This is a genomic window from Pseudomonas sp. CVAP#3 (assembly GCF_018986375.1).
In the GTDB taxonomy this organism is placed as follows: Bacteria; Pseudomonadota; Gammaproteobacteria; order Pseudomonadales; family Pseudomonadaceae; genus Aquipseudomonas; species Aquipseudomonas helvetica.
Window position 1 is genome coordinate 138,143 of the sequence record NZ_JAHMSC010000008.1, and the last position, 19,945, is coordinate 158,087.

The 19,945-nt window shown below is 64.1% G+C and carries 11 protein-coding genes and 1 pseudogene; 11 read left to right on the forward strand and 1 reads right to left on the reverse strand.

What is annotated here, in order from left to right:
* The first annotated feature begins 84 nt into the window (after positions 1-84).
* The 4 genes and pseudogenes from KRR23_RS15855 (at position 85) to KRR23_RS15870 (ending at position 6,069) form a co-directional block, all read left to right on the forward strand.
* Positions 85-1,257: pseudogene (locus KRR23_RS15855) on the forward strand (MFS transporter).
* A 332-nt stretch (positions 1,258-1,589) separates the two neighbouring features.
* Positions 1,590-2,024 (forward strand): response regulator, encoded by a 435-nt coding sequence (locus tag KRR23_RS15860; RefSeq protein ID WP_216743273.1) that lies wholly within the window; start codon positions 1,590-1,592, stop codon positions 2,022-2,024.
* A 149-nt stretch (positions 2,025-2,173) separates the two neighbouring features.
* Positions 2,174-2,833 carry a response regulator transcription factor gene (locus tag KRR23_RS15865; RefSeq protein WP_216743274.1) on the forward strand — a complete coding sequence of 220 codons (660 nt, stop codon included), beginning with the start codon at positions 2,174-2,176 and terminating at the stop codon, positions 2,831-2,833.
* Positions 2,830-6,069: a transporter substrate-binding domain-containing protein gene (locus tag KRR23_RS15870; RefSeq protein WP_216743275.1), complete on the forward strand. Its 3,240-nt coding sequence runs from the start codon at positions 2,830-2,832 to the stop codon at positions 6,067-6,069. The genes KRR23_RS15865 and KRR23_RS15870 overlap by 4 nt, the downstream gene beginning before the upstream one ends.
* A 10-nt stretch (positions 6,070-6,079) precedes the next feature.
* Here KRR23_RS15870 and dkgB read toward each other — a convergent pair whose 3' ends face one another.
* Positions 6,080-6,883, reverse strand: a complete 804-nt coding sequence (dkgB, locus tag KRR23_RS15875; RefSeq protein ID WP_216743276.1) for a 2,5-didehydrogluconate reductase DkgB — start codon at positions 6,881-6,883, stop codon at positions 6,080-6,082.
* Positions 6,884-7,117: 234 nt separating this feature from the next.
* On the opposite strand from dkgB, the gene KRR23_RS15880 reads away from it, so the two are divergent.
* From KRR23_RS15880 to KRR23_RS15910, 7 genes are all read left to right on the forward strand, one after another.
* Positions 7,118-8,554: a mechanosensitive ion channel family protein gene (locus KRR23_RS15880; RefSeq protein WP_216743277.1), complete on the forward strand. Its 1,437-nt coding sequence runs from the start codon at positions 7,118-7,120 to the stop codon at positions 8,552-8,554.
* Positions 8,555-8,946: 392 nt separating this feature from the next.
* Complete coding sequence (locus KRR23_RS15885) at positions 8,947-9,387, forward strand: carboxymuconolactone decarboxylase family protein (protein WP_216743278.1); 441 nt, start codon at positions 8,947-8,949, stop codon at positions 9,385-9,387.
* A gap of 107 nt (positions 9,388-9,494) precedes the next feature.
* A complete protein-coding gene (locus tag KRR23_RS15890; RefSeq protein ID WP_216743279.1) occupies positions 9,495-13,178 on the forward strand; it encodes a DUF4132 domain-containing protein in 3,684 nt (1,227 codons plus the stop codon).
* 33 nt (positions 13,179-13,211) lie between these two features.
* On the forward strand, positions 13,212-14,312 hold the full coding sequence (locus KRR23_RS15895) for an AAA family ATPase (RefSeq protein ID WP_216743280.1): 1,101 nt from the start codon (positions 13,212-13,214) through the stop codon (positions 14,310-14,312).
* Positions 14,296-16,752, forward strand: a complete 2,457-nt coding sequence (locus KRR23_RS15900) for a DUF5682 family protein (protein WP_216743281.1) — start codon at positions 14,296-14,298, stop codon at positions 16,750-16,752. The genes KRR23_RS15895 and KRR23_RS15900 overlap by 17 nt, the downstream gene beginning before the upstream one ends.
* Positions 16,749-17,876 carry a VWA domain-containing protein gene (locus tag KRR23_RS15905; RefSeq protein WP_216743282.1) on the forward strand — a complete coding sequence of 376 codons (1,128 nt, stop codon included), beginning with the start codon at positions 16,749-16,751 and terminating at the stop codon, positions 17,874-17,876. The genes KRR23_RS15900 and KRR23_RS15905 overlap by 4 nt, the downstream gene beginning before the upstream one ends.
* Entirely contained in the window at positions 17,873-19,939 is a 2,067-nt protein-coding gene (locus KRR23_RS15910) for a hypothetical protein (RefSeq protein WP_216743283.1), read from the forward strand. Before KRR23_RS15905 ends, KRR23_RS15910 begins: the two co-directional genes overlap by 4 nt.
* Positions 19,940-19,945: the final 6 nt, after the last annotated feature.

Below are 19,945 nucleotides of genomic sequence, written 5' to 3' on the forward strand. Positions count from 1 at the left end.
CATGTTTGGCGGGCTTAGTTTGTGTTTTTTTACTACCTGGACGCTTTATGGCAAGTTGCACGCCTCAGCAGAGGATGGAACCGGATGGCAAATCCCTATCAAGCGCTATTCAACGCCCCCGGCAGCCGCGCCTTTGTGCTGGCGGGGATGGTCGCGCGCATGCCGATCTCGATGACAGGCATCGGCCTGATCACCATGCTCTCGCAGTTGCAGGGGGGTTACGGGTTGGCCGGGTCAGTGGCGGCGACCTTTGCCTTGGCCACGGCGTTTTGCGCGCCGCAGGTGTCGCGCATGGTCGACCGTTTTGGTCAGGGCCGGGTGCTGCCGGTTTCGGCCTTGGTCGGCGGTTGCGCGTTGTTGCTGCTGTTGCTCTGAACACGATTGCAAGCGCCGAACTGGACACTGTTTGTGTTCGCCGCGCTGGCCGGTTGCATGCCGAACATGTCGGCGATGGTCCGGGCGCGCTGGACCGAGCTGTATCGTGGTCAACCGCAGTTGCAAACCGCCTATGCGCTGGAGTCGGTGCTGGATGAGGTGTGTTTTATCGTCGGACCGCCACTCTCGGTGGGGCTGTGCGTGGTGGTGTTTCCCGAGGCTGGGCCGTTGGTGGCGTTGCTGATGTTGGCGATTGGGGTGAGCGCGTTTGTGTTGCAGCGCAGCACCGAGCCACCGGTGCATCCGCATGATGCAGATCAACCGGGTTCGGTCGTGGGTTCAGGGGATATACGCCTTTTAATGCTGCTGATGGGCGCCATGGGCACCATCGTCGGGGTGGTGGACGTGGTCAGCGTGGCGTTCGCCCAGCAGCAAGGCCAGCCGGCAGCGGCGAGCATCGTGCTGTCGGTGTATGCCATCGGCTCGTGCCTGGCCGGGTTGGCGTTCGGCGCGTTGAAACCCAACGTGCCGTTGCCGCGTTTGTTTCTGTACGGCGGAGTGGCGACGGCACTGACCACGCTGCCGTTGCTGATGGCGGGGAACATTCTCGGGTTGTCGCTGGCGGTGTTTGTTGCCGGGCTGTTTTTCGCACCGACGTTGATTGTCGCCATGGGGTTGGTGGAGCGCATCGTGCCGCCGGCCAAACTCACGGAAGGCCTGACCTGGCTGATCACCGGCCTGAGCATCGGCGTGGCGATCGGCGCAGCCGGTTCCGGCTGGCTGGTGGATGCCTTCGGCGCACGCAGCGGGTTCTGGCTGTCGATTGCGGCGGGGACGGTGGTGCTGGGTTCGGCCATCCAGAGTTATCGCCGGCTCAGGTGAGCGTTAGCGCCCGCTGACTCAGATCCACAACCTGGCGCAGAACCTGTGGGAGATTCTATGGTTGAGGGGAAACCCTCAACCTGCTTTCGGCTGGTATTCGCTCTGCCCCTTCAGTAGCCCGAGTACGACCGAGTGATCGACCGATGAGTGGCACTGACTTGCAGCGTTGGCTGAAGTTGTCATCAGTGCGACAGCAAAAAAATTAAAAGTAGATGGAACTGTTTCTTTCAGAAATGTCCTACAGAAACCCCCGCGGCATTGCCCTTAGTCTGAGGCGCTCTTGATAAGGGTGGGCGTAAACAGCCGCACCGTCATTGTAGGGTCAATCAACCATGCCGAATAAAGCGTTACGTATCCTGATCGCCGATGAGCAGCATTTTCATCGCATGAAAATCGAGCGCAAGCTGAATCAGCTCGGTTACTACCGAATTGCCCCCGTGCACTCCCTTGTAGAGCTGCTCAGCGTTGTCGAATACGGCTGTGAGCCGTTTGATCTGGTGATCATCAATGCAACCTTGTGTACCGGGACCGGCCTGGACCTGGTGGCGTTCTGCCAAGACAACCAGCAGATCTGTCATACATTGATCTACGATGCCCAGAAAGCCGGCCTGCCTGCGTTGTTCGCCGTCCAGCAGCACAACGTGCGGATCAGCCAGGCTCGCGTACCGGACCAGGAAACCCTCGAAGGGCTGATGAGTCGCGTCGATATGCCGATTCACGGTTCCCAGCGTGGACACGCCCGGCAGCAGGGTGGTTTGCGCGCCTGAGGCACACGACCGTTGGTCTGAACTGTCAACTTTGACAGGTAGTTTCGCTCCGTTCCTCGTGCAACAGTCGTTGCGCAGCCGTTGTGTCAGCCTTGGCAAATGCCATGGGCGGCACGCCGGGGTTTTTGGGCGTTTCTACAGGAGTTACCATGAGTTCAGCGCTGATCGTGGACGATCATCCGGTTATTCGGGCCGCTGTCAAAATGGTGCTTGGGACCCTCAGGGACTCCAGCGACAGGGTGATGTTCAAGACCATTCTGGAGTCATCCGATGGTGCTGAGGCCCTGCAAACGATCCTCGCCCAGTCACCTGACCTGGTGGTGCTGGACCTGAATATTCCCAGGCTTGGCGGGTTGGAATTGCTGAGTCGTCTACAGCGCGATCAATCACCTTCTCGGGTTGTGGTCTTCACTTCCTATGATCCGAGGTTTTATGTCGATCGCTGCATGAGGGCAGGAGCCCAGGGCTTCGTTTCGAAAACCAATGATCTGCAAGAGTTGCGTAAGGCCGTCCAGGCGTTGATGTCCGGCTACACCTATTACCCTCGACTGGACAACAGTAGCTCAGTGAACCTGGACCCGCTGCAGCTCAACGAACTGCAGATGATCGAGAAACTCTCCGACCGTGAACTGACCATCTTTCGATATCTGGCGCTTGGCTTAAGTAACAAGGAGATCGCCGAGGTCATGTTCCTCAGTCATAAGACCGTCAGCACCTACAAAACCCGTCTGATCGAAAAGCTCAATGTGAAGTCCCTGGTTCATCTGGTGGATTTCGCCAAGCGCAATCAGTTGATCGAATACACATGAGTCTGCGTGAGTGGCTCGTCGTGCTGACGTTGTTCAGTTCATTCTGCTCAGTGGACAGCCTCGCCGCAAAACCACAGTTGCTGGAACTGCAGGGGCGTTCGTCCGTCGACGGTTACCAGGTCGAACTGGAAGAGGCCGACTGGCGCTGGCTGCGCGAGCAGGGAAGCTTGCGACTGGGCGCTTCGGCACCCGATTACGCGCCGTTCGAGGTGACGATCAACGACACGTATCTGGAAGGCATCACCGCTGATTTTGCGGTCTTGCTCAGCCAGTTACTGCACATCAAGGTCGAGGTGAAACGTTACGGATCCCGTGGAGAGGTGATTGCCGCGTTGAAGCAGGGCAATGTCGATCTGTTGGGCACTGCCAACGACTTTGAAGCGGCCGATCCGCAGTTGCTGATGTCACGAGCCTATGCCGAAGACGCACCGGCCCTGGTCGCCCGTACGGGCGACAGCGCCAGGCTGACAGCGGACCTTTCGGGTCTGCGGGTGGCGATGCTCGATCACTACTTGCGACCCGAAGCGGTCGAAGCGGTTTACCCCCAGGCCCGCCTGCAACTGTACCCCTCGACATTAAGTGCCATCGGCGCCGTGGCTTTCGGCGGTGCCGATGTCTACCTTGGCGACTCCATCAGTGCCAGCTACCTGATCAATAACAGTTACCTGAACAATGTGCAGTTGGCGGGGTTCGCCCGACTGGACATCAACGCGTTCGGATTTGCAGTGAGTGCTGACACTCCTCGATTGCGGCGTATTGTCGATGCCGCTCTGGCGGCGATTCCCGTACAAGAACGCATGAGCATCTTGCGCCGCTGGAGTGCCGGCAGCAGTTTCAGCAGTGCGCAACGCTTGCAATTGAGTGCCAGTGAACAACGCTGGCTGGATAGCCATCGGTCAGTCAGGGTCGGGGTCATCGACAATTTTGCACCGTTGTCTTTTTATGACGATAAAGGTGAGTTCAGAGGCCTCAGCGCCCAGGTCCTGGACCGGATCAGCCTGCATACCGGGCTGAAGTTCGAGCTCGTGCGCGGCAGTTCGTTGTATCAACAAATAGAGCAGGTCAAACAAGGCGGGCTCGACCTGCTGGCAGTGATTACCCCGAGCACCGAACGTCAGGCAGAACTACGTTTCACTCGACCGTATCTGATCAATCCCTTTGTCCTGGTCAGTGCCGGCGGGGCTCGGGATCCGGCGACGCTGGACGACATGACCGGCAAGCGACTGGCAATCTACAGTGGCCATGCGCTGCGCGAGGTCATTCTTGCGCGAGTTCCCGGTGTGCGCTTCGTTGATGTGCAAACCCCGGCCCAAGGCATGGAACGGGTCATCAATGGCCAAGCCGATGCGGCGTTAAGTTCGTTGATCATTGCTCGCTACCTGATCGCTCGGGAGCACCGCCACGCTCTGGCGATCACCAGTACGGTCGGCACTGAGCCGGCGCACATCAGTTTTGCGACCAACCGCGGAGCCCTTGAACTCTACTCAATCCTCAATAAAGCCCTGTTAAGCATTCCCCCTGAGGAAATGGACGAGTTGGCCAACCGCTGGCGCAACGAACTGCCGCTGGATGACAGCTACTGGTCGCGTCACCGCACCACCATTATTCAGGGGTTTCTGGTCGCAGGACTGCTGTTGCTGTTGGCGCTGGGCTGGATTGCCTACCAGCGCAGCCTGATCCGCAAGCGTCAGCAATTACTGCAACAAGTGCAGCAAGCCCGGGACGCGGCAGACGATGCCAATCGGGCCAAAACTACGTTCCTGGCAACCATGAGTCATGAAATCCGTACGCCGATGAATGCGCTGATCGGCATGCTTGAGTTGGCGATGAAGCGTGCTGAAGAGGGTGTCACCGACCGTTTTGCGATTGAGGTCGCGTCGAATGCAGCGCAGCAGTTGCTGGAGTTGATCGGCGACATTCTGGATATCTCGCGGATCGAATCGGGGCATTTGTCCCTCACCCCGGAGCGCGCGAATCTGCGGGCCTTGGTCGAATCGGTAAGCAAGGTGTTCGAGGGGCTGGCGCGGCAAAAAAACCTGCTCTGGCAGGTCGAGCTGGATGCCCGAAGTCACTGTGACGTACTGATCGACCCCATGCGTTTCAAGCAGATCGTTTCCAACCTGCTGAGTAACGCGATCAAGTTCACCCGCACCGGGCAGATCAGCCTGACGCTACGGGTAGAACCCGACGCCATGAACGGGAATCTGGCGATCCGCCTGCGTATCGAGGACAGCGGGATTGGCATCAGCTACGTTGACCAGCAGCGACTGTTCAGTCCGTTTGTTCAGGCCGCCAATAGCTCGCAGGATGGCCGCAGTGGCTCAGGGCTGGGCCTGGTCATCAGCCGTTCGCTGTGCGAGATGATGGGCGGGCAATTGCACTTGAGCAGTGTGCTGGGCACTGGAACCCGGATCGATATCAGCCTCGATGTGCCGGAACTGCAGCCGCTGGCCGAGCTGCCGACAGTCGACGCTGCGCCGACAGAGCAGCGCCGCTCGTTGAACATTCTGGTGGTTGACGACTACCCGGCCAATCGCCTGTTGCTGTCACAACAGTTGAGCTATCTGGGGCACCGTGTGCTGGCGGCCAACGACGGGGAACAGGGGCTGGAATACTGGCGTGAGCATTCGTTCGACGTGGTGATCAGCGATTGCAATATGCCTAACCTCAGTGGCTACGAATTGGCAGGGGTGATTCGTGACGAGGAGCGGGCTAATGGATACACGCCTTGCCTGATTCTCGGTTTCACCGCCAACGCCCAACCCGAAGAAAAGATCCGCTGCATGGAAGCGGGGATGGACGATTGCCTGTTCAAGCCCATCAGCCTGCACGATCTGAATGCCCGGTTGGCCGGCAGAGCAGCGAATACGAGTGTGCTGACGCAGGGTGAAACGACGCCGGCCGCCGGTGCCGAGATCGACCTCGGCAGTCTTGAACAACTGGCCGGGGACAACCGCAGTCTGATCAATAATTTGCTGGCTGACCTGGCCACCAGCAACGCCGAGGACCTGGCACGATTACGGGACTTTTACCGCCAACGTGATCGCATGGGTTTGCGTGACCTGGCTCATCGGATCAAGGGCGGCGCGCAGATGGTCAAGGCGCAGCGCCTGGTCCGCTGTTGCGAGCAGTTGGAGGTCGCGTGTGGTAATCGCGACCACACATTTTTGAGCCAGGCGGTGCAGGCCTTGCAAGACGCCATGGAGCGTTTGGCTCTGCACCTGGAGCAACGCTGAGCGATTCTGCTCAATCCCAGTCAGGAGCGATACCTTTCGGGCTGGTCAGGCGCTGGCCGCGCTCAAGTCCTGCGATCAGCGCCATATCGGCTTCGCTAAGCGTCAGGTTGCGGGCCGCCAGGTTGCTGTCGAGGTTGGCCCGTTGGGTCGACGACGGAATCACCGCGTAACCCAGTTGCATGGCCCAGGCCAGCGTGACTTGTGCCGGAGTTGCCTGATGCCGCTCGGCGATCTGTTGGATGACCGGGTCCTTCAGGACTTCGCCGTAGGCCAGGGTCATGTAGGAGGTGATCTGAATACCCTGGCTCTGGGCAAACTCGACCACTGTGCGGTTTTGCAGGTAAGGGTGCAGCTCGATCTGATTGGTCGCGATGTTGTCTGCGCCGACCGCGTCGATAGCTTGCTGCATGAGGTCGACGGTGAAGTTCGACACACCGATCTGCCGGGTCAGGCCCAGCGCTTTGGCTTCCAGCAGGGCGCCCATGAATTCGTGCACCGGCACCTGGTTTTCCGGGGACGGCCAGTGAATCAGCGTCAGGTCCAGGTAATCGGTTTTCAGTTTGCGCAGGCTTTCTTTCAAGCTGGCGATCAACTGGTCCTTGGCGAAATTGGCGATCCAGATCTTGCTGGTGATGAACAGCTCTTCGCGGGCAATGCCGCTGGCGGCGATGGCCTGGCCGACATCGGCTTCGTTGTCGTAGATCTGCGCGGTATCGATCACCCGGTAACCGAGTTCAAGGCCAGTGCTCACCGAATCGATGACCACCTGGCCTTGCAAGCGAAAAGTACCGAGGCCGAAGGCGGGAACAGACATGTGTGACTCCAGGGGTTGTGACGGGAATGGCCGCGAGTATCCCGGTCTGCATCCTTGAGAAAAACCGCTGAATCGGCAAAGCACTTTTTACTGAAAATCACGAATCCAGGGGGCCGTGCGCTCAAGCGATGGTGAGTGGTGTTGTGCGGGTTGCGTTCACCTTGCAATCAAACACTCCTACACTGTGCCCAATCTGTGCGATCTTCACGCCATTGGCCTTGCTGGAGTTGCTTGATGTTGTCACTGCTCACCGATCACCCGATGTTCTGCGCCCTGGCGCTGATTTTGCTCGACATCCTGCTGTGGCGGTTGGTCAGTGTCAGTCACTGGCAGTTGGTCGTGCGGGTGGTGATTTTTGCGTTGTTCAGCGCCGTGCTGTTCAACGAAGGCATGAACCCGATGGACGTGGCACCCTGGCCGGAGAACGTGCCGTTGCACCTGGCTGCGACCGGATTGCAGATCGGTTGGTGGCTGTTCGGCGCGCGAACCCTGACGGTATTGCTCGGCACGGTGATGATGCAACGGGTCGGGCATACTGGCCGGCTGTTGCAGGATTTGCTCGGCGCGGTGATTTTCCTGATCGCGATCATCGCCGCCCTGGCGTATGTGCTCGACCTGCCGGTCAAAGGCGTGCTGGCGACTTCCGGTGCCCTGGCGATCATCGTCGGCCTGGCATTGCAGAGCACCCTCAGCGATGTGTTTTCCGGCATCGTGCTCAACACCACCAAACCCTATCAACTGGATGACTGGATCTCCATCGACGGCACCGAAGGCCGGGTCACCGACATCGACTGGCGGGCCACGCGGCTGCAAACCTCACAGGGCAGCATGGCGGTGATCCCCAACTCGTTGGCGGCCAAGGCCAAGATCATCAACTTCAGCCGGCCCAGCGACATTTTCGGCATTACCATCAGCCTGCAACTGAGCCCTCATGCGCGCCCGCACACGGTGATCGAAGCACTGGAGCGGGCGATGCAGGGTTGCCGGCCACTGCTCAGCAAACCGGCACCGAGCGTCTCCTTGAAAAGCTCCAGTGCCAGTGGCGTGGAATACGAGATCATCGGATTTGTATCGTCCATGGGGCAAAAGCGCGAAGTGCGCAATCTGCTGTTCGATCTGGCCTTCCGGCATTTGCGTGCGTCGGGCGTGAGCCTGTTGTCGACCGCAGAAGCCACAACACCGCCGGGCCTTTCACGGCCACGGGCGCTGCTCGAAAGCTCGAGTATTTTCTCGACCTTGCGTTCGGAAGAGAAAGACACCTTCAGCCAGAACATGACGCTCATCACCTTCCGTGCCGGGGAAATGATCCTGCCGGCGGGAGAGGTCAGCGATCACCTGTTCATCATTGAATCGGGCGTGGTGTCAGTGGCCTTGAGCCGTGGCGGCAAAAAGTTCGAAGCCGGGCGCATGGGGCCGGGCGAGGTGATCGGCGAGGCCGGGATTCTCTCGGATGAATCGGTGCCGGCGGACTTTTCGGCCAAGACCTTCTGCACCCTGTACCGGATCGAAAAGGAATACCTCAAACCCTGTCTCGACGCCCGCCACGACATCAACGAAGCGATGCAGGCGTTACTGGATTTCCGCTTGCACACCGCACAAACCCTGACTCAGGAAGTGCCGAAGGTCGTGGAGAAAAAGGGCTTTTTGCAGTGGCTGCGTAGCCGGACGTAGCCCGTGACGACGCCTTCACGTTGTTCGCAGACACGGCCGAGAACCTGTGGCGAGGGGGCTTGCCCCCGTTGGGGCGCGAAGCGACCCTAAAATCGGTGTCCGCGGTGTATCTGGAAGTTTACGTTCGCCAGGGGGGGGCGGCTGCTGCGCAGCCGAACGGGGGCAAGCCCCCTCGCCACAAGAGCTCCACGGTGTTGCTTATTACTGCGGTGAATCTGGTGGATCGAGGTGATCCAGCGCTCGATTCACCGCCAACTCGGCCGCAGAAACGATCGCGCCAACAGACGGGCAGGTCAGTCATTGGCTACCTCTATTTCTGAATAATTGGCTATTTGTGCCAATCGCCGTCAGCGCTACCGTATGGCGTATTCCCACTTGCTACGGAGCTGACCATGCAATCTCGCGTCGATTTCTACACCGCCTCGCCCGATGCCCTTAAAGCCATGATCGCGCTGGAAACTGCTGTCTCCAAGCTACCGCTGGAAAAGTCGCTGATCGAACTGGTCAAACTGCGCGCTTCGCAAATCAACGGCTGTGCTTTTTGCGTCGACATGCACACCGCCGATGCGCGCAAGGGTGGCGAGACCGAGCGCCGCTTGTACGCGGTGTCGGTGTGGCGCGAGGCGCCGTTCTTCACCCCGCGCGAACGGGCCGCCCTGGCCTGGACCGAATCGATGACCCTGATCAGCCAGACCCACGCCCCGGACGCCGACTACGAGCTGCTGGCCAGCGCGTTCAGCCCCAGCGAAATGGTCGACCTCACCGTGGCAATCTCCACCATCAATAGCTGGAACCGCCTGGCCGTGGGCTTCCGCAAGCTGCCGCAGGCATAAGCAACCGGCCCGGGCAGGGCACCGGCTGCACAGGCCGCCCTGCCGCCAAGGAAAATTGTGTTATATCCTGCGCGCCCGAAACGGACCGATAGCGAACAGGACGACACATGCTCAAATGGATAGGCAAGGTATTGGGTGGGGCCAGCGCAACGCCGGCCGCAGCGGCGAGCAACGTGCCGGGCAATGTCTGGCTGCAGCGCCTGCAGACCTACCTCGAGCCCCTTGACCACTTGCCCGATAACGGCGGCCGCGCCGGCCTGGCCGAGGCGATCCTGACCTATGTGCGCCAGGGCGATGGGCCGCAGGTCCTGGCCGAACTGGGCCAGCGCTACGCCGTCGCCAACTACCTCCACATATTGAGCGGGCACGAGTGCCGGGTCGGCAGCCTCGGGCCGCAGCTGTATCACGATCTGACCGATGTCGACCCGGCCCAGCTGTTGCGCTGGGCGCGGGTGCTGCAAGCCTGTCCGGCACGCCGCTTCGGCATCACCATGGCCGACGGCAGCCATTGGCCGGAGCTGCTCCTGACCCACAGCGTCGAGCTGTTGCGCGACCCGCAGACCGACGAAACCCGCATCGTCCAGCGCATCAGCGCACCCTTGATGGAAACCCTGCTGCTGGAGGCGCACCTGCCGCCCTCGGCGCTGCTGACCGCGTGTTTCAGCGGCTCGAATGACGCCTACCGTCAGGGCTACGGCATCTACCTGGTGCCCTATATGGACGGCTATTCGCAGTGGGTGCTGCGCCATGTCGAGGCGCTGCGGCCGTTGCTGCTGGCAGGGGACATGTATCTCAAGCACCAGGTCCTGAACCTGATGAGCGACCTCGATCCGCCGGTCATGACCGCCATGGCCGGTGAGCTGTGTGAAATGGCCTGTGGCGGCAATCGCGAAGTGCGTGAACAGGCGGCTCCGCTGCTGCTCAAGTGCCAGCGCGGCGCCCTGCAACCCCTGACCCTGATGATCCAGGGCGGCAAGCCCGAGCAGCGCGCCCATGTCCTGCGCCTGCTGTGGGCCCTGGCCAACCAGTTGGCTGACCCGCCCCTGCGCGCCGAGGCCCGGGCCCTGGCCGAAGCCGACCGTGCGGCCTCGGTGCGCGGCCTGCTCGCTGAGTGGGACGCCGAGCCTGCCCACGAGCAGGGGCCGGTCCACTACAGCGGCCCGGTGATTGACTGGGCGGTGGTGCTGACCCCTGAACGCCTGGAAGTCGTCGACCAACTGTGGGCCGACCTCAATCAGCTGATCGACCGGCATAACGAGAGCAACATCGAGTACTACGCCGCCCACCCGGAGAAAAAAACCGCCGGCAAGCCGGAGCTGTGGCCCAACTACAGCGTCGCAGCCCTGAACCAGCTCAAGGCGTTTTTGGCCTCGACCGAGGTGGTGCCGCCGGCGTCCCGTGATCTGCCGCAAGACCATAGCGAGTACTTTTCCCGCTCGGCGATGCAGGCCTTCGCCGACAGCGAGGAGTTGACGGGGGTGATGGCGTTCAAGGTCCTGGATTTCTGCAACGCCCTGGGCAGTGGCGAGGGCCGCCTGAGCCACATCGGCTGTCGCGCGTTGGAGCAAGCCTATCAACAGGACGACTCGCTGAGCCTGATGGCCCTGGCGCAGATGCTCGAGGACCGTGGCCGCAACGGCGACAGCCTGCTGCAGGATTGCTTCAATGGCGGGTTCGCCGAGGGCTGGGATGCCGACGCGGTGGCGCCGTATTTTGCCCTGCACCAGGGCTGGCTGGAGCAGGCGCTGGCGGCCCTGGAGGTGTATCACACCGACGCGTTGTATGCCGCGGTGGTCAAGATGGCACCGCCGCCCGCATCGTTGATCAACCGCCTGTTCGAGATCGCCCTGGGCTCCAACCAGGGTGAGCGGGCCCTGGCCCAGCGCGCCCTGGAACAGTTGCCGGGCAAGGAGGCGCACCTGATTGCCGCCCTCGGCTCGGGCAAGTCCGAGGTCCGGCTGCTGGCCACCAAATGGCTCGGCAACCTGGGCCACCAGCCGGCGATCCCGGCCCTGGAACAGGCCCTGAAAAAGGACAAGAACGACGGCGTACGCACCGCCATGATCGAAGCTCTGGAGCAAATGGGCCAGCCGGTGGAGCAGTACCTGGACCGCGAGCAATGGGTCATCGACACCAGCAAGGCCATGGCCAAGGGCGCGCCCAAGGACCTGGCATGGTTCCCGTGGGACGCCTTGCCCGAATTGCGCTGGGCCGATACTCAGGAGCCGGTTCCGGCCCTGGCGGCCCAGGGGCTGCTGGCCCAGGCGGTCAAGCTCAAGTCGGCGCAGCCGGGGGCGTTGCTGCGGCGCTTCTGCGGGATGTTCGAGGCCCGCGGCCGCGAGCGTTTCGGCCAGTTCGTGCTGGACACCTGGCTGGCCGAAGACACCCGGCCGATCCCGCTGGAGCAGGCCCAGCAGTTGGCCGAGCGGCATGCCACGAGCACCCTGTTTTTCATCCAGCGCTACCCGGACGACTACAAGGACAGCCCGCACCTGGGCAAGAGCCTGGACGAGCTGAGCGCGAGCTTCCTGCCGCGTTTCATGCGCCAGCCCCAAGGCTCGGCGGCGGCCAGCAAAGGCTTGCTGGCGGTGGTGGCGGCCTGCGCCGGGGCTGATGCAGCGGCGCCGGCCGGGCGTTACCTCAAGGAGTTCTATGGCACCCGCGCGTCCCAGGGCAAGGCGCTGATCGCCATGCTGGCCTGGATCGAGCACCCGTCCGCGACCCAGTTGTTGCTGTCCATTGCCAGTCGCTTCCGCACCGCAGGCTTTCAGGAAGAAGCCATCCTGCAAGCGCAGGCCCTGGCCGAACGCAACCACTGGACCCTGGCCGAGCTGGCGGACCGCACCTTGCCTTCGGCCGGCTTCGACGAGCACGGCCTGCTGGAGCTGAGTTACGGCGAACGGCTGTTCAGCGCGCGCTTGCTGGCTGACTTCAAGATCGAGCTGTACAACCCCGACGGCAAGAAAATCGCCGCCTTGCCCGACCCGCGCCAGGACGACGACGCCGACGAAGCCAAGGAGGCGAAGAAGCAGTTCGCCAGTGCCAAGAAGTCCCTGGCCAGCATCGTCAAGCAGCAGACTGAGCGCCTCTACGAAGCGCTGTGCACCGGCCGCGAGTGGCCGTACGCCGACTGGCAGCGTTACCTCAACCAGCACCCGATCATGCGCCGGCTGTTGCAGCGCCTGGTCTGGGTGCAGGTCGAGGGGGAGCGGGTACTGGCCAGCTTCCGCCCGCTGGACGATGGCAGCCTGACCGATTGCGAGGACAACCCGCTGACCCTGGCCGACGACGCCCAGGTGCGCCTGGCTCATGACTCGCTGCTGGGCGCCGAGGAACTGCTCCAGTGGCAGCAGCACCTGGTGGACTACGAAGTGACGCCGCTGTTCCAGCAGTTGGGCAAGGGCGTCTATCAGTTGCCCGAAGGGCAGGGCGACGCCCATTCCATCGAGGACTTCAAGGGCCACCTGCTGGAAGCCTTCGCCCTGCGCGGCCGCGTGCTGAAGCTCGGCTATACCCGGGGCGCGACCGAGGATGCCGGCTGGTTCTACACCTATGAAAAGTCCTTTGTCAGCCTCGGGCTGTCGGCCGATATCCGCTTTACCGGCAACCCGCTGCCGGAGAGCAACCGCACCGTGGCCCTGGTCGACCTGACGTTCTACCGCGGCGGCTACAGCATGCCCCTGGCCGAGGTGCCGACGATTCTGCTCTCGGAGTGCTACCACGACCTGCGCTCGATCGCCGCCCAGGGCACAGGGTTCGACTCGGACTGGGAAAAGAAAAGTGAATACTGAAAGCCTGGCACGCCACCTTAAAGGACCACGCCCATGACCCCTGCGCCTGGCGCAATGCTCAAGGCCCCGGCCGAACAGGCCCACGCCGCTGAACTGGCGCGCCTGCAACAGCACGACAGCGGCCCGCGCCCCATCGGCTGGCGCCTGTCACCGCGCGCGGTGCGCGGGTTTATCCTCGGCGACGGGCCGTTGCAGGTGCGGCGCAAGTTCTATGGCGACGATGCCCTGATCGACCGCTGCATCGTGACCCTGATGAGCAACCGTGGGTTGATGCTGGTGGGCGAGCCGGGGACCGCCAAGTCGATGCTCTCCGAGCTGCTGGCGGCGGCGATCTGCGGCCAGTCGTTGTGCACGGTGCAGGGCACGGCCGGGACCACCGAGGAACAGATCCGTTATTCGTGGAACTACGCCTTGCTGCTGGCCGAAGGCCCGACCCAGCGCGCCCTGGTGCGCGGCCCGATGTATGAGGCGATGCGCAGCGGCAGCGTGTGCCGGATCGAAGAAATCACCCGCATGCAGCCCGAGATCCAGGACAGCCTGATCAGCCTGCTCTCGGACAAAATGCTGCACGTGCCCGAACTCAAGGGCGAGGAGGCCACGGTGTTTGCCGCGCCGGGGTTCAATATCCTGGCCACCGCCAACCTGCGTGACCGGGGCGTGCATGAGATGTCCAGCGCCCTCAAGCGCCGCTTCAACTTCGAAACTGTGCGCCCCATCAGCGACCGGCGCCTGGAAACCCAGCTGGTGCGCGAGCAGACCGAAGCCTTGTTGCAACAGGCCCAGGTCAAGGTCGACTTCAGCCCTGACGTGCTCGAACTGCTGGTGACCGCGTTCAACGACCTGCGCCATGGTGCCACCGCCGAAGGCACGGTGCTGGAGAAACCCAGCGCGGTGATGTCGGCCGCCGAAGCGGTGGCAGTGGGGTACGCCGCCAGCCTGGATGCCCACTACTTCGGCAACGGCGTGGTCGGCGGCGAGCATATTGCCCGGCAACTGATCGGCACCGTGCTCAAGGACAACCCCGAGGACGGCGGCAAGCTGCGCCACTATTTCGACGTGGTGGTGCGCCAGCGGGCCCAGCGCCAACCGCAATGGCAGCGGGTGCTCGAGGCGAGGCGTGAGCTTGATCGCTGATGCGTCCCTGGCCGGCACCGGGCTAGACAGCGCCAGCCTGCGCGCCCTGGGCCAGAGCCTGGCCAGCGATGAGTTGATTGTGTTTGCCGTGCGCCACCACAGCCCCGGTTGCGCCTGGCAATTGCAGCAACTGTTCGCCAGCCATCCGCCGAGCGTGGTGCTGGTGGAAGGGCCGCGGTCCTTCGACCCGTTGCTGCCGCTGCTGGTACACCCCGAAGCGCAGATGCCCCTGGCGATCTACACCTACGTCGTGGGCGGCGCGGCGGCGGATTCGCGGCGCGCGGCCTATTACCCGTTCTGTGACTATTCGCCGGAGCTGGTGGCCCTGCGCGCCGCAGCGGCCCAGGGCATTCCCGCACGCTTTATCGACCTCGACTTTGCCGAGCAATGCGCCCTGGAGGCGTCGCCGCCCGAGGTGGAACTCCGCCAGGATTCGCTGCTCGACGAGGGTCATTACCGGCGCAGCGAACACCTGCAACGCCTGGCCAGCCAGCTGGGCTGCCGCGACCACGAAGAACTCTGGGAGCACCTGTTCGAGGTGCCGGCTACCCGGGGCGATTGGCCCGAGCACCTGACCCGGGTCGCGGCCTATTGCCAACTGGCGCGCCTGGATTGCAGCCACGACGAGCTGCACGCCGACGGCACCCTGGCCCGTGAGGCGGAAATGGCCTGGCATATCCAGCAGGCCTTGGCCGCCCGGCGTCCGGGAGAGGGGCCGGTGCTGGTGGTGGTCGGTGGCTTGCACGCGGTGGCACTGCCGGGCTTGCTGGCGACCGGGGTCGAGCGGCCGGCCATCAGCCGCGCCGGGCTGACCGATGAAGCCAGCGCGCTGATCCGCTACAGCTTCGACCGCCTGGAGCGCCTAAATGGCTACGCCGCCGGCATGACCGCGCCGGCCTGGCACCAGCGGCTGTGGCACGCCCAGCTCAAGCACCCGCAACGCAGCGCGCAGGCCCCGGCTCGGCCACGGCAGGCAGCGGCCCTGGAGCTGTTGTTCGAGGTCGCGGAAAAACTCCGCGAGCAGGACGTGGCGCTGCCTTTGCCGACCCTCACCGCCGCCTACGAACAGATGCTGCGCCTGGCCACCCTGCGCGGGCGCGATGCGCCGATCCGGGTGGATGTCGACGACGCCATCCTCAGTTGTTTTATCCAGGGCAATGCCGACGCCGACGGCGTCCGGGTGCGGCAAGTGGCCCGCGCCTGTTTCACCGGCCAGGCCCTGGGCCGGGTGCCGCCCGGGGCCGGCACGCCGCCGTTGGTCAAGGACGTGGAATACCGTGCCCGGCGCCAGCGCCTGAAGCTGCACGACTCGCAGCCGCGCCGGGTGGTGCTGGACCTGTACCGGCGCGCCGAACACCGGCGCAGCAGCCAGTTGCTGCATGGCCTGCTGTTGTTGGGCATCCCCTTTGCCTGGCGCACCGGCGGCCCGGATTTTGTCGGCGGCCACGGTTTGCATCTGCTCCAGGAACACTGGGAGTACGCCTGGACGGCCAGCACCGAAGGTGCGCTGGTGGAAGCGTCGGTGTATGGCGCGACCCTGCCCCAGGCGGTGGCCAATCGCTTCGCCCAGCGCCTGGAGCAACAGGCCGGCGACGGCGTGGCCGATGCCCGGGGCGCGGCGGCGCTGTTGGTGCAGGCCTGTGTGCTGGGGCTGCATGAGCAGTTGGCCACGCCCTTGCAGCGCCTGGCGGAAGCCATTGGCGCCGACCCGGTATTCGCCTCGCTGGTGGCGGCCACGGCCAGCCTGTCGCTGCTGCTGGAGTCCCGCGAGCCGTTGCAGGCCGCGCACCTGCCGGGCTTGCCGGGGTTGCTGCGCAGTGCCTATCAGCGCGCCACCTACCTCGGCGCCCAGGGCGTGAGCGAGGCCGAGGCCACTGGCCATGTGGCCTGCTTGGTGCAGTTGCGCGAATTGCTGGCCGGGGCCGCGGGTGCGGAGCTGGATCAGGCGTTGTACTGGGCCCTGGTCAGCCAGTTGCACCAGCAGCCCAACCTGCTGTTGCGGGGTGCCTGTGCCGGCTTGCTGTACCTGGCCGGGCGTTTGTCCGAAGCACAACTGGCCACTGAACTGGCCGGGCACCTGCATGGCCTGCGTCAACCCCAGGAAGCCGTGGCCTACCTGCGCGGCTTGCTGTCCACCGCCCGCGAGAGCGCCTGGCAGATCCCCAGCCTGCTAGAGGTGCTGGACCAATTGCTCAACCAGTGGGGCGAGGCGCAGTTTGTCGCCTGCCTGCCGGAGCTGCGCTTGGCCTTTGCCGAAATGACCCCGCGTGAAACCGACCGTATCGCAACCCGAGTCGCCCAGTTGCATGGCGCCGATGATCTGGGCCGGCTACGCCATGCAACGCTGCATGCCGATCAGGTCCAGGCCAACCTGCGCCTGTCGCAAAGCCTGGCCCTGGTGTTGCAGGGCGACGGCCTCGACCCCTGGATGACGCCATGACCCCCCTCGAACGCTGGCGCCTGGTGCTGGGCAAATACGCCGATAAACCTCTGCGTGACGCCGCCGGCGGCGCCGGGCTGGAAGGCCAGGCGGCGCGCATGGACGTGGCACTGGAATACCTCTACGGCCGTGAATACCAGGGCCGGGGCCTGCGTGAAGACGCTCGCGCCGGTTCCCTCGACCCGACCCAATTGACCCTGGTGACCTGGTTGGGTGAGGTGCGCGAGCTGTTCCCGGTGGACACCGTGGAGGTGATCGAGCAGCACGCCCTGGACCGCTACGGCCTGACCGAGCTGGTCACCGACCCCCAGGCCCTGGAGCGCCTGGAACCCAATCAACAGCTGCTGCGCACCTTGCTCGCCCTGCGCGGGCACTTGCAGGGCGATGTGCTGGTGATGGTGCGGCGCATCATTCGCCAGGTGGTGGAAGAGATTCGCAAGCGGCTGGAACCGCAGGTGCGCCAGGTGCTGTCCGGGCGCCTCAACCGCCAGCGCCATTCCCCCATGGCCGTGGCCCGCAATTTCGATGCCCTGGGCACCCTGCGGCACAACCTCAAGCACTACGATGTCGAACGCCAGCGGCTGGTGGTGGAGAAGCTGTTTTTTTTCCAGCGCAACAGCCGGCGCCTGCCGTGGGACATCATCCTTTGCGTGGACCAGAGCGCGAGCATGGCCGACTCGGTGATCCACAGCGCGGTGATGGCCGGGATTCTCGCCGGGCTGCCGGCGCTGCGGGTCAAGGTGGTGGTGTTCGACACCGACGTGGTCGACCTCAGCGAGCACGCAGGCGACCCGGTGGAAACCCTGATGCGCGTGCGACTGGGGGGCGGCACCGATATCGGCAAGGCCCTGCGCTATTGCAGCCAGTTGCTGGAAAACCCCCAGCGCACGGTGCTGGTGCTGGTCAGTGACTTCTACGAAGGGGCATCGCCCAATGAGCTGCTGCGCACCGTCAAGCAACTGGCCGAGGCTCGGGTGACCCTGCTCGGGCTGGCCGCTCTCGACGACCAGGCCAACCCCGATTACGACCGGCAGATGGCCACCAGCCTTGCCGCCTGCGGCATGCAGATCGCCGCCCTGAGCCCGCAGCGCCTGGCCCACTGGCTGCTCAAGGTGATCTCATGAGCCTGCGCCCGGCGCTGCTGGCGCAACTGCTGAGTTTTGACGACGAAGCCTTTGTTGCCCTGGCCAATCGCGGCCTGTTGCGCCGCGCCTATAAAGATTTGGAAAGCAACCCGCCACGGCTGCTGGAGGAGGGCGCGGAGCACTTGCTGCTGGAGTGCGGCCCTTATCAACTGCGCTTTGATCAGCGCGGGCCGGCCTTTGCCCAGTGCAGTTGCCCGGCCAGCGGCGTGTGCCAGCACATCCTGGCCTGCGCCCTGGGCTTGCGCGAGATTTTGGCCGAGCAGGGCCCGCCGCTGGCGCCTGGAGCCGAGCCAGAACCCGCGCCGGATCAGCGTCAGGCGCTGTTGAACAGCTTGCTCGCGCTGCCCCATGCCGAGTTGCTCAAGCATGGGGGCAAGCCGGGTTATCGCTGGGCCTGGCAGTTCGTCATGGACCTGGATCTGGAGCAGGAGCTGTACCTGGGTGGCGAGCACAACCTGACCCTGACCCTGGGCACGCCACCCCTGACCCTGCGCTATATGGGCGGCCCCCTGGGCGGCATGCTCGCCGACCAGCGCAGCGGCACCCTGGAGAAGTACCAGGTGGCGGCGGTGCTGGCGCTGCGCCGCCTGCAAGGGCTGGAGCTGATCGCGCCCGACCCTCTGGGCGGCGCCAATGCCGAGTCGAGCCCGACCCTGCGGGAGGCCACGCGCAGCCATTTGCGCCAGGGCGCGCGGCAGTTGCTGGAAGAGTCGGTGGCGGTGGGCCTGGCCCATTTGTCCCAGGCCATGCAGCAGCGCTACGTGACCCTGGCGGTGTGGGCCCAGGGCGCCGATTACCCGCGCCTGGCCCTGTCGCTGCGGCGCCTGGCGGATCAGGTGCAACTGCTGCTGGAGCGGGCGGCCGGGGCCGATGGCCAGCGCCTGTTCGATGAACTGAGCCGCTGTTATGCCTTGCTCCAGGCCTTGGCCAGCGCCGCGCAACGTGGCGAAGAGCCGGCGCGCCTGCTGGGCCAGGCGCGCAGCCAGTACACGCCGACGACGGCCCTGGAACTGTGGGGGCTGGGCGCCAATGCCTGGCGCTCGGCGTCCGGTTACCAGGGCTTGAGCCTGGTGTTCTGGAGCCCGGCGCAGCAGGGTTTTTTGTCCTGCACCGAGGCCCGGCCCGAGCTGCAACGCGGCTTCAACCCGTTGCTGCGCTACCGCAATCCGGGCCCCTGGAGTGGTCTGCTGTCGCCGGCCCATGCCAGCGGCCGGCGGCTGTCGTTGATGGGCGCCCAGGTCAATGGCGACGGGCGCCTGTCGGTGGCCGAGTCGGTACAGGCCGCAGTGCTTGAGCCATTGACCGCGGCGCAGTGGCAGCAACTGCCGGCGGCAGCGGATTGGAGCGCCTTGCTCCTGGCGCGTTCGGCCCAGCGCCGCAGCCTGCTGACCCCGGCGCGGCCGATGAACGACTGGGCGTTGTTGCAGCCGGCCGCCGTGGGGACGGTGCAGTTCGACAGCACACGCCAGACCCTGGTCTGGCCGCTGCACGACCATCAGGGCGCGACCCTGTGGGTCGAATTGCGCTATTCGGCCTACACCCGGCACGCCATCGGCCGGATCGAGCAAGTGGCTGGCGAACCCTGGATCGAGGGGTCACAGCTGGTGGCGCGGGTCTATGAACACGCGGGCAGGCTGATTGCCGAGCCCTTGAGCCTGATTCGAGCCGATGCCGCCCCAGGCCAGCCGTTGCTCGATGCGCTGCATTTCGATCTGGCACCTGCCACTGCGACGCCGCTGGCGGCTGTGGATGAGGCACTGGACGCGCCGGTGCAGGAGGTGTTGCTGCCGAGCTGCCACCTGCTGCCGGAGTTCGCCGGCTGGTTGTGCCAGCAGGCCGAGCGCGGGGTGGACCCGCAAGTGGCGTCGGGTGTCGACCAGGCCTTGCAGCAGCGCGGCCTGACCCTGCGCGCGGCGGGCTACAGCGCCTTTGAACGCATGGCGCCGGAGGCCGGGGTGCCGGCGCGGCTGATCATTGCCCACTACCTGTGCCTGCAATACCAGCACTTGCAGGCCGCCGGTGGCGACATTCCAGCCAGTTGAAGCGCC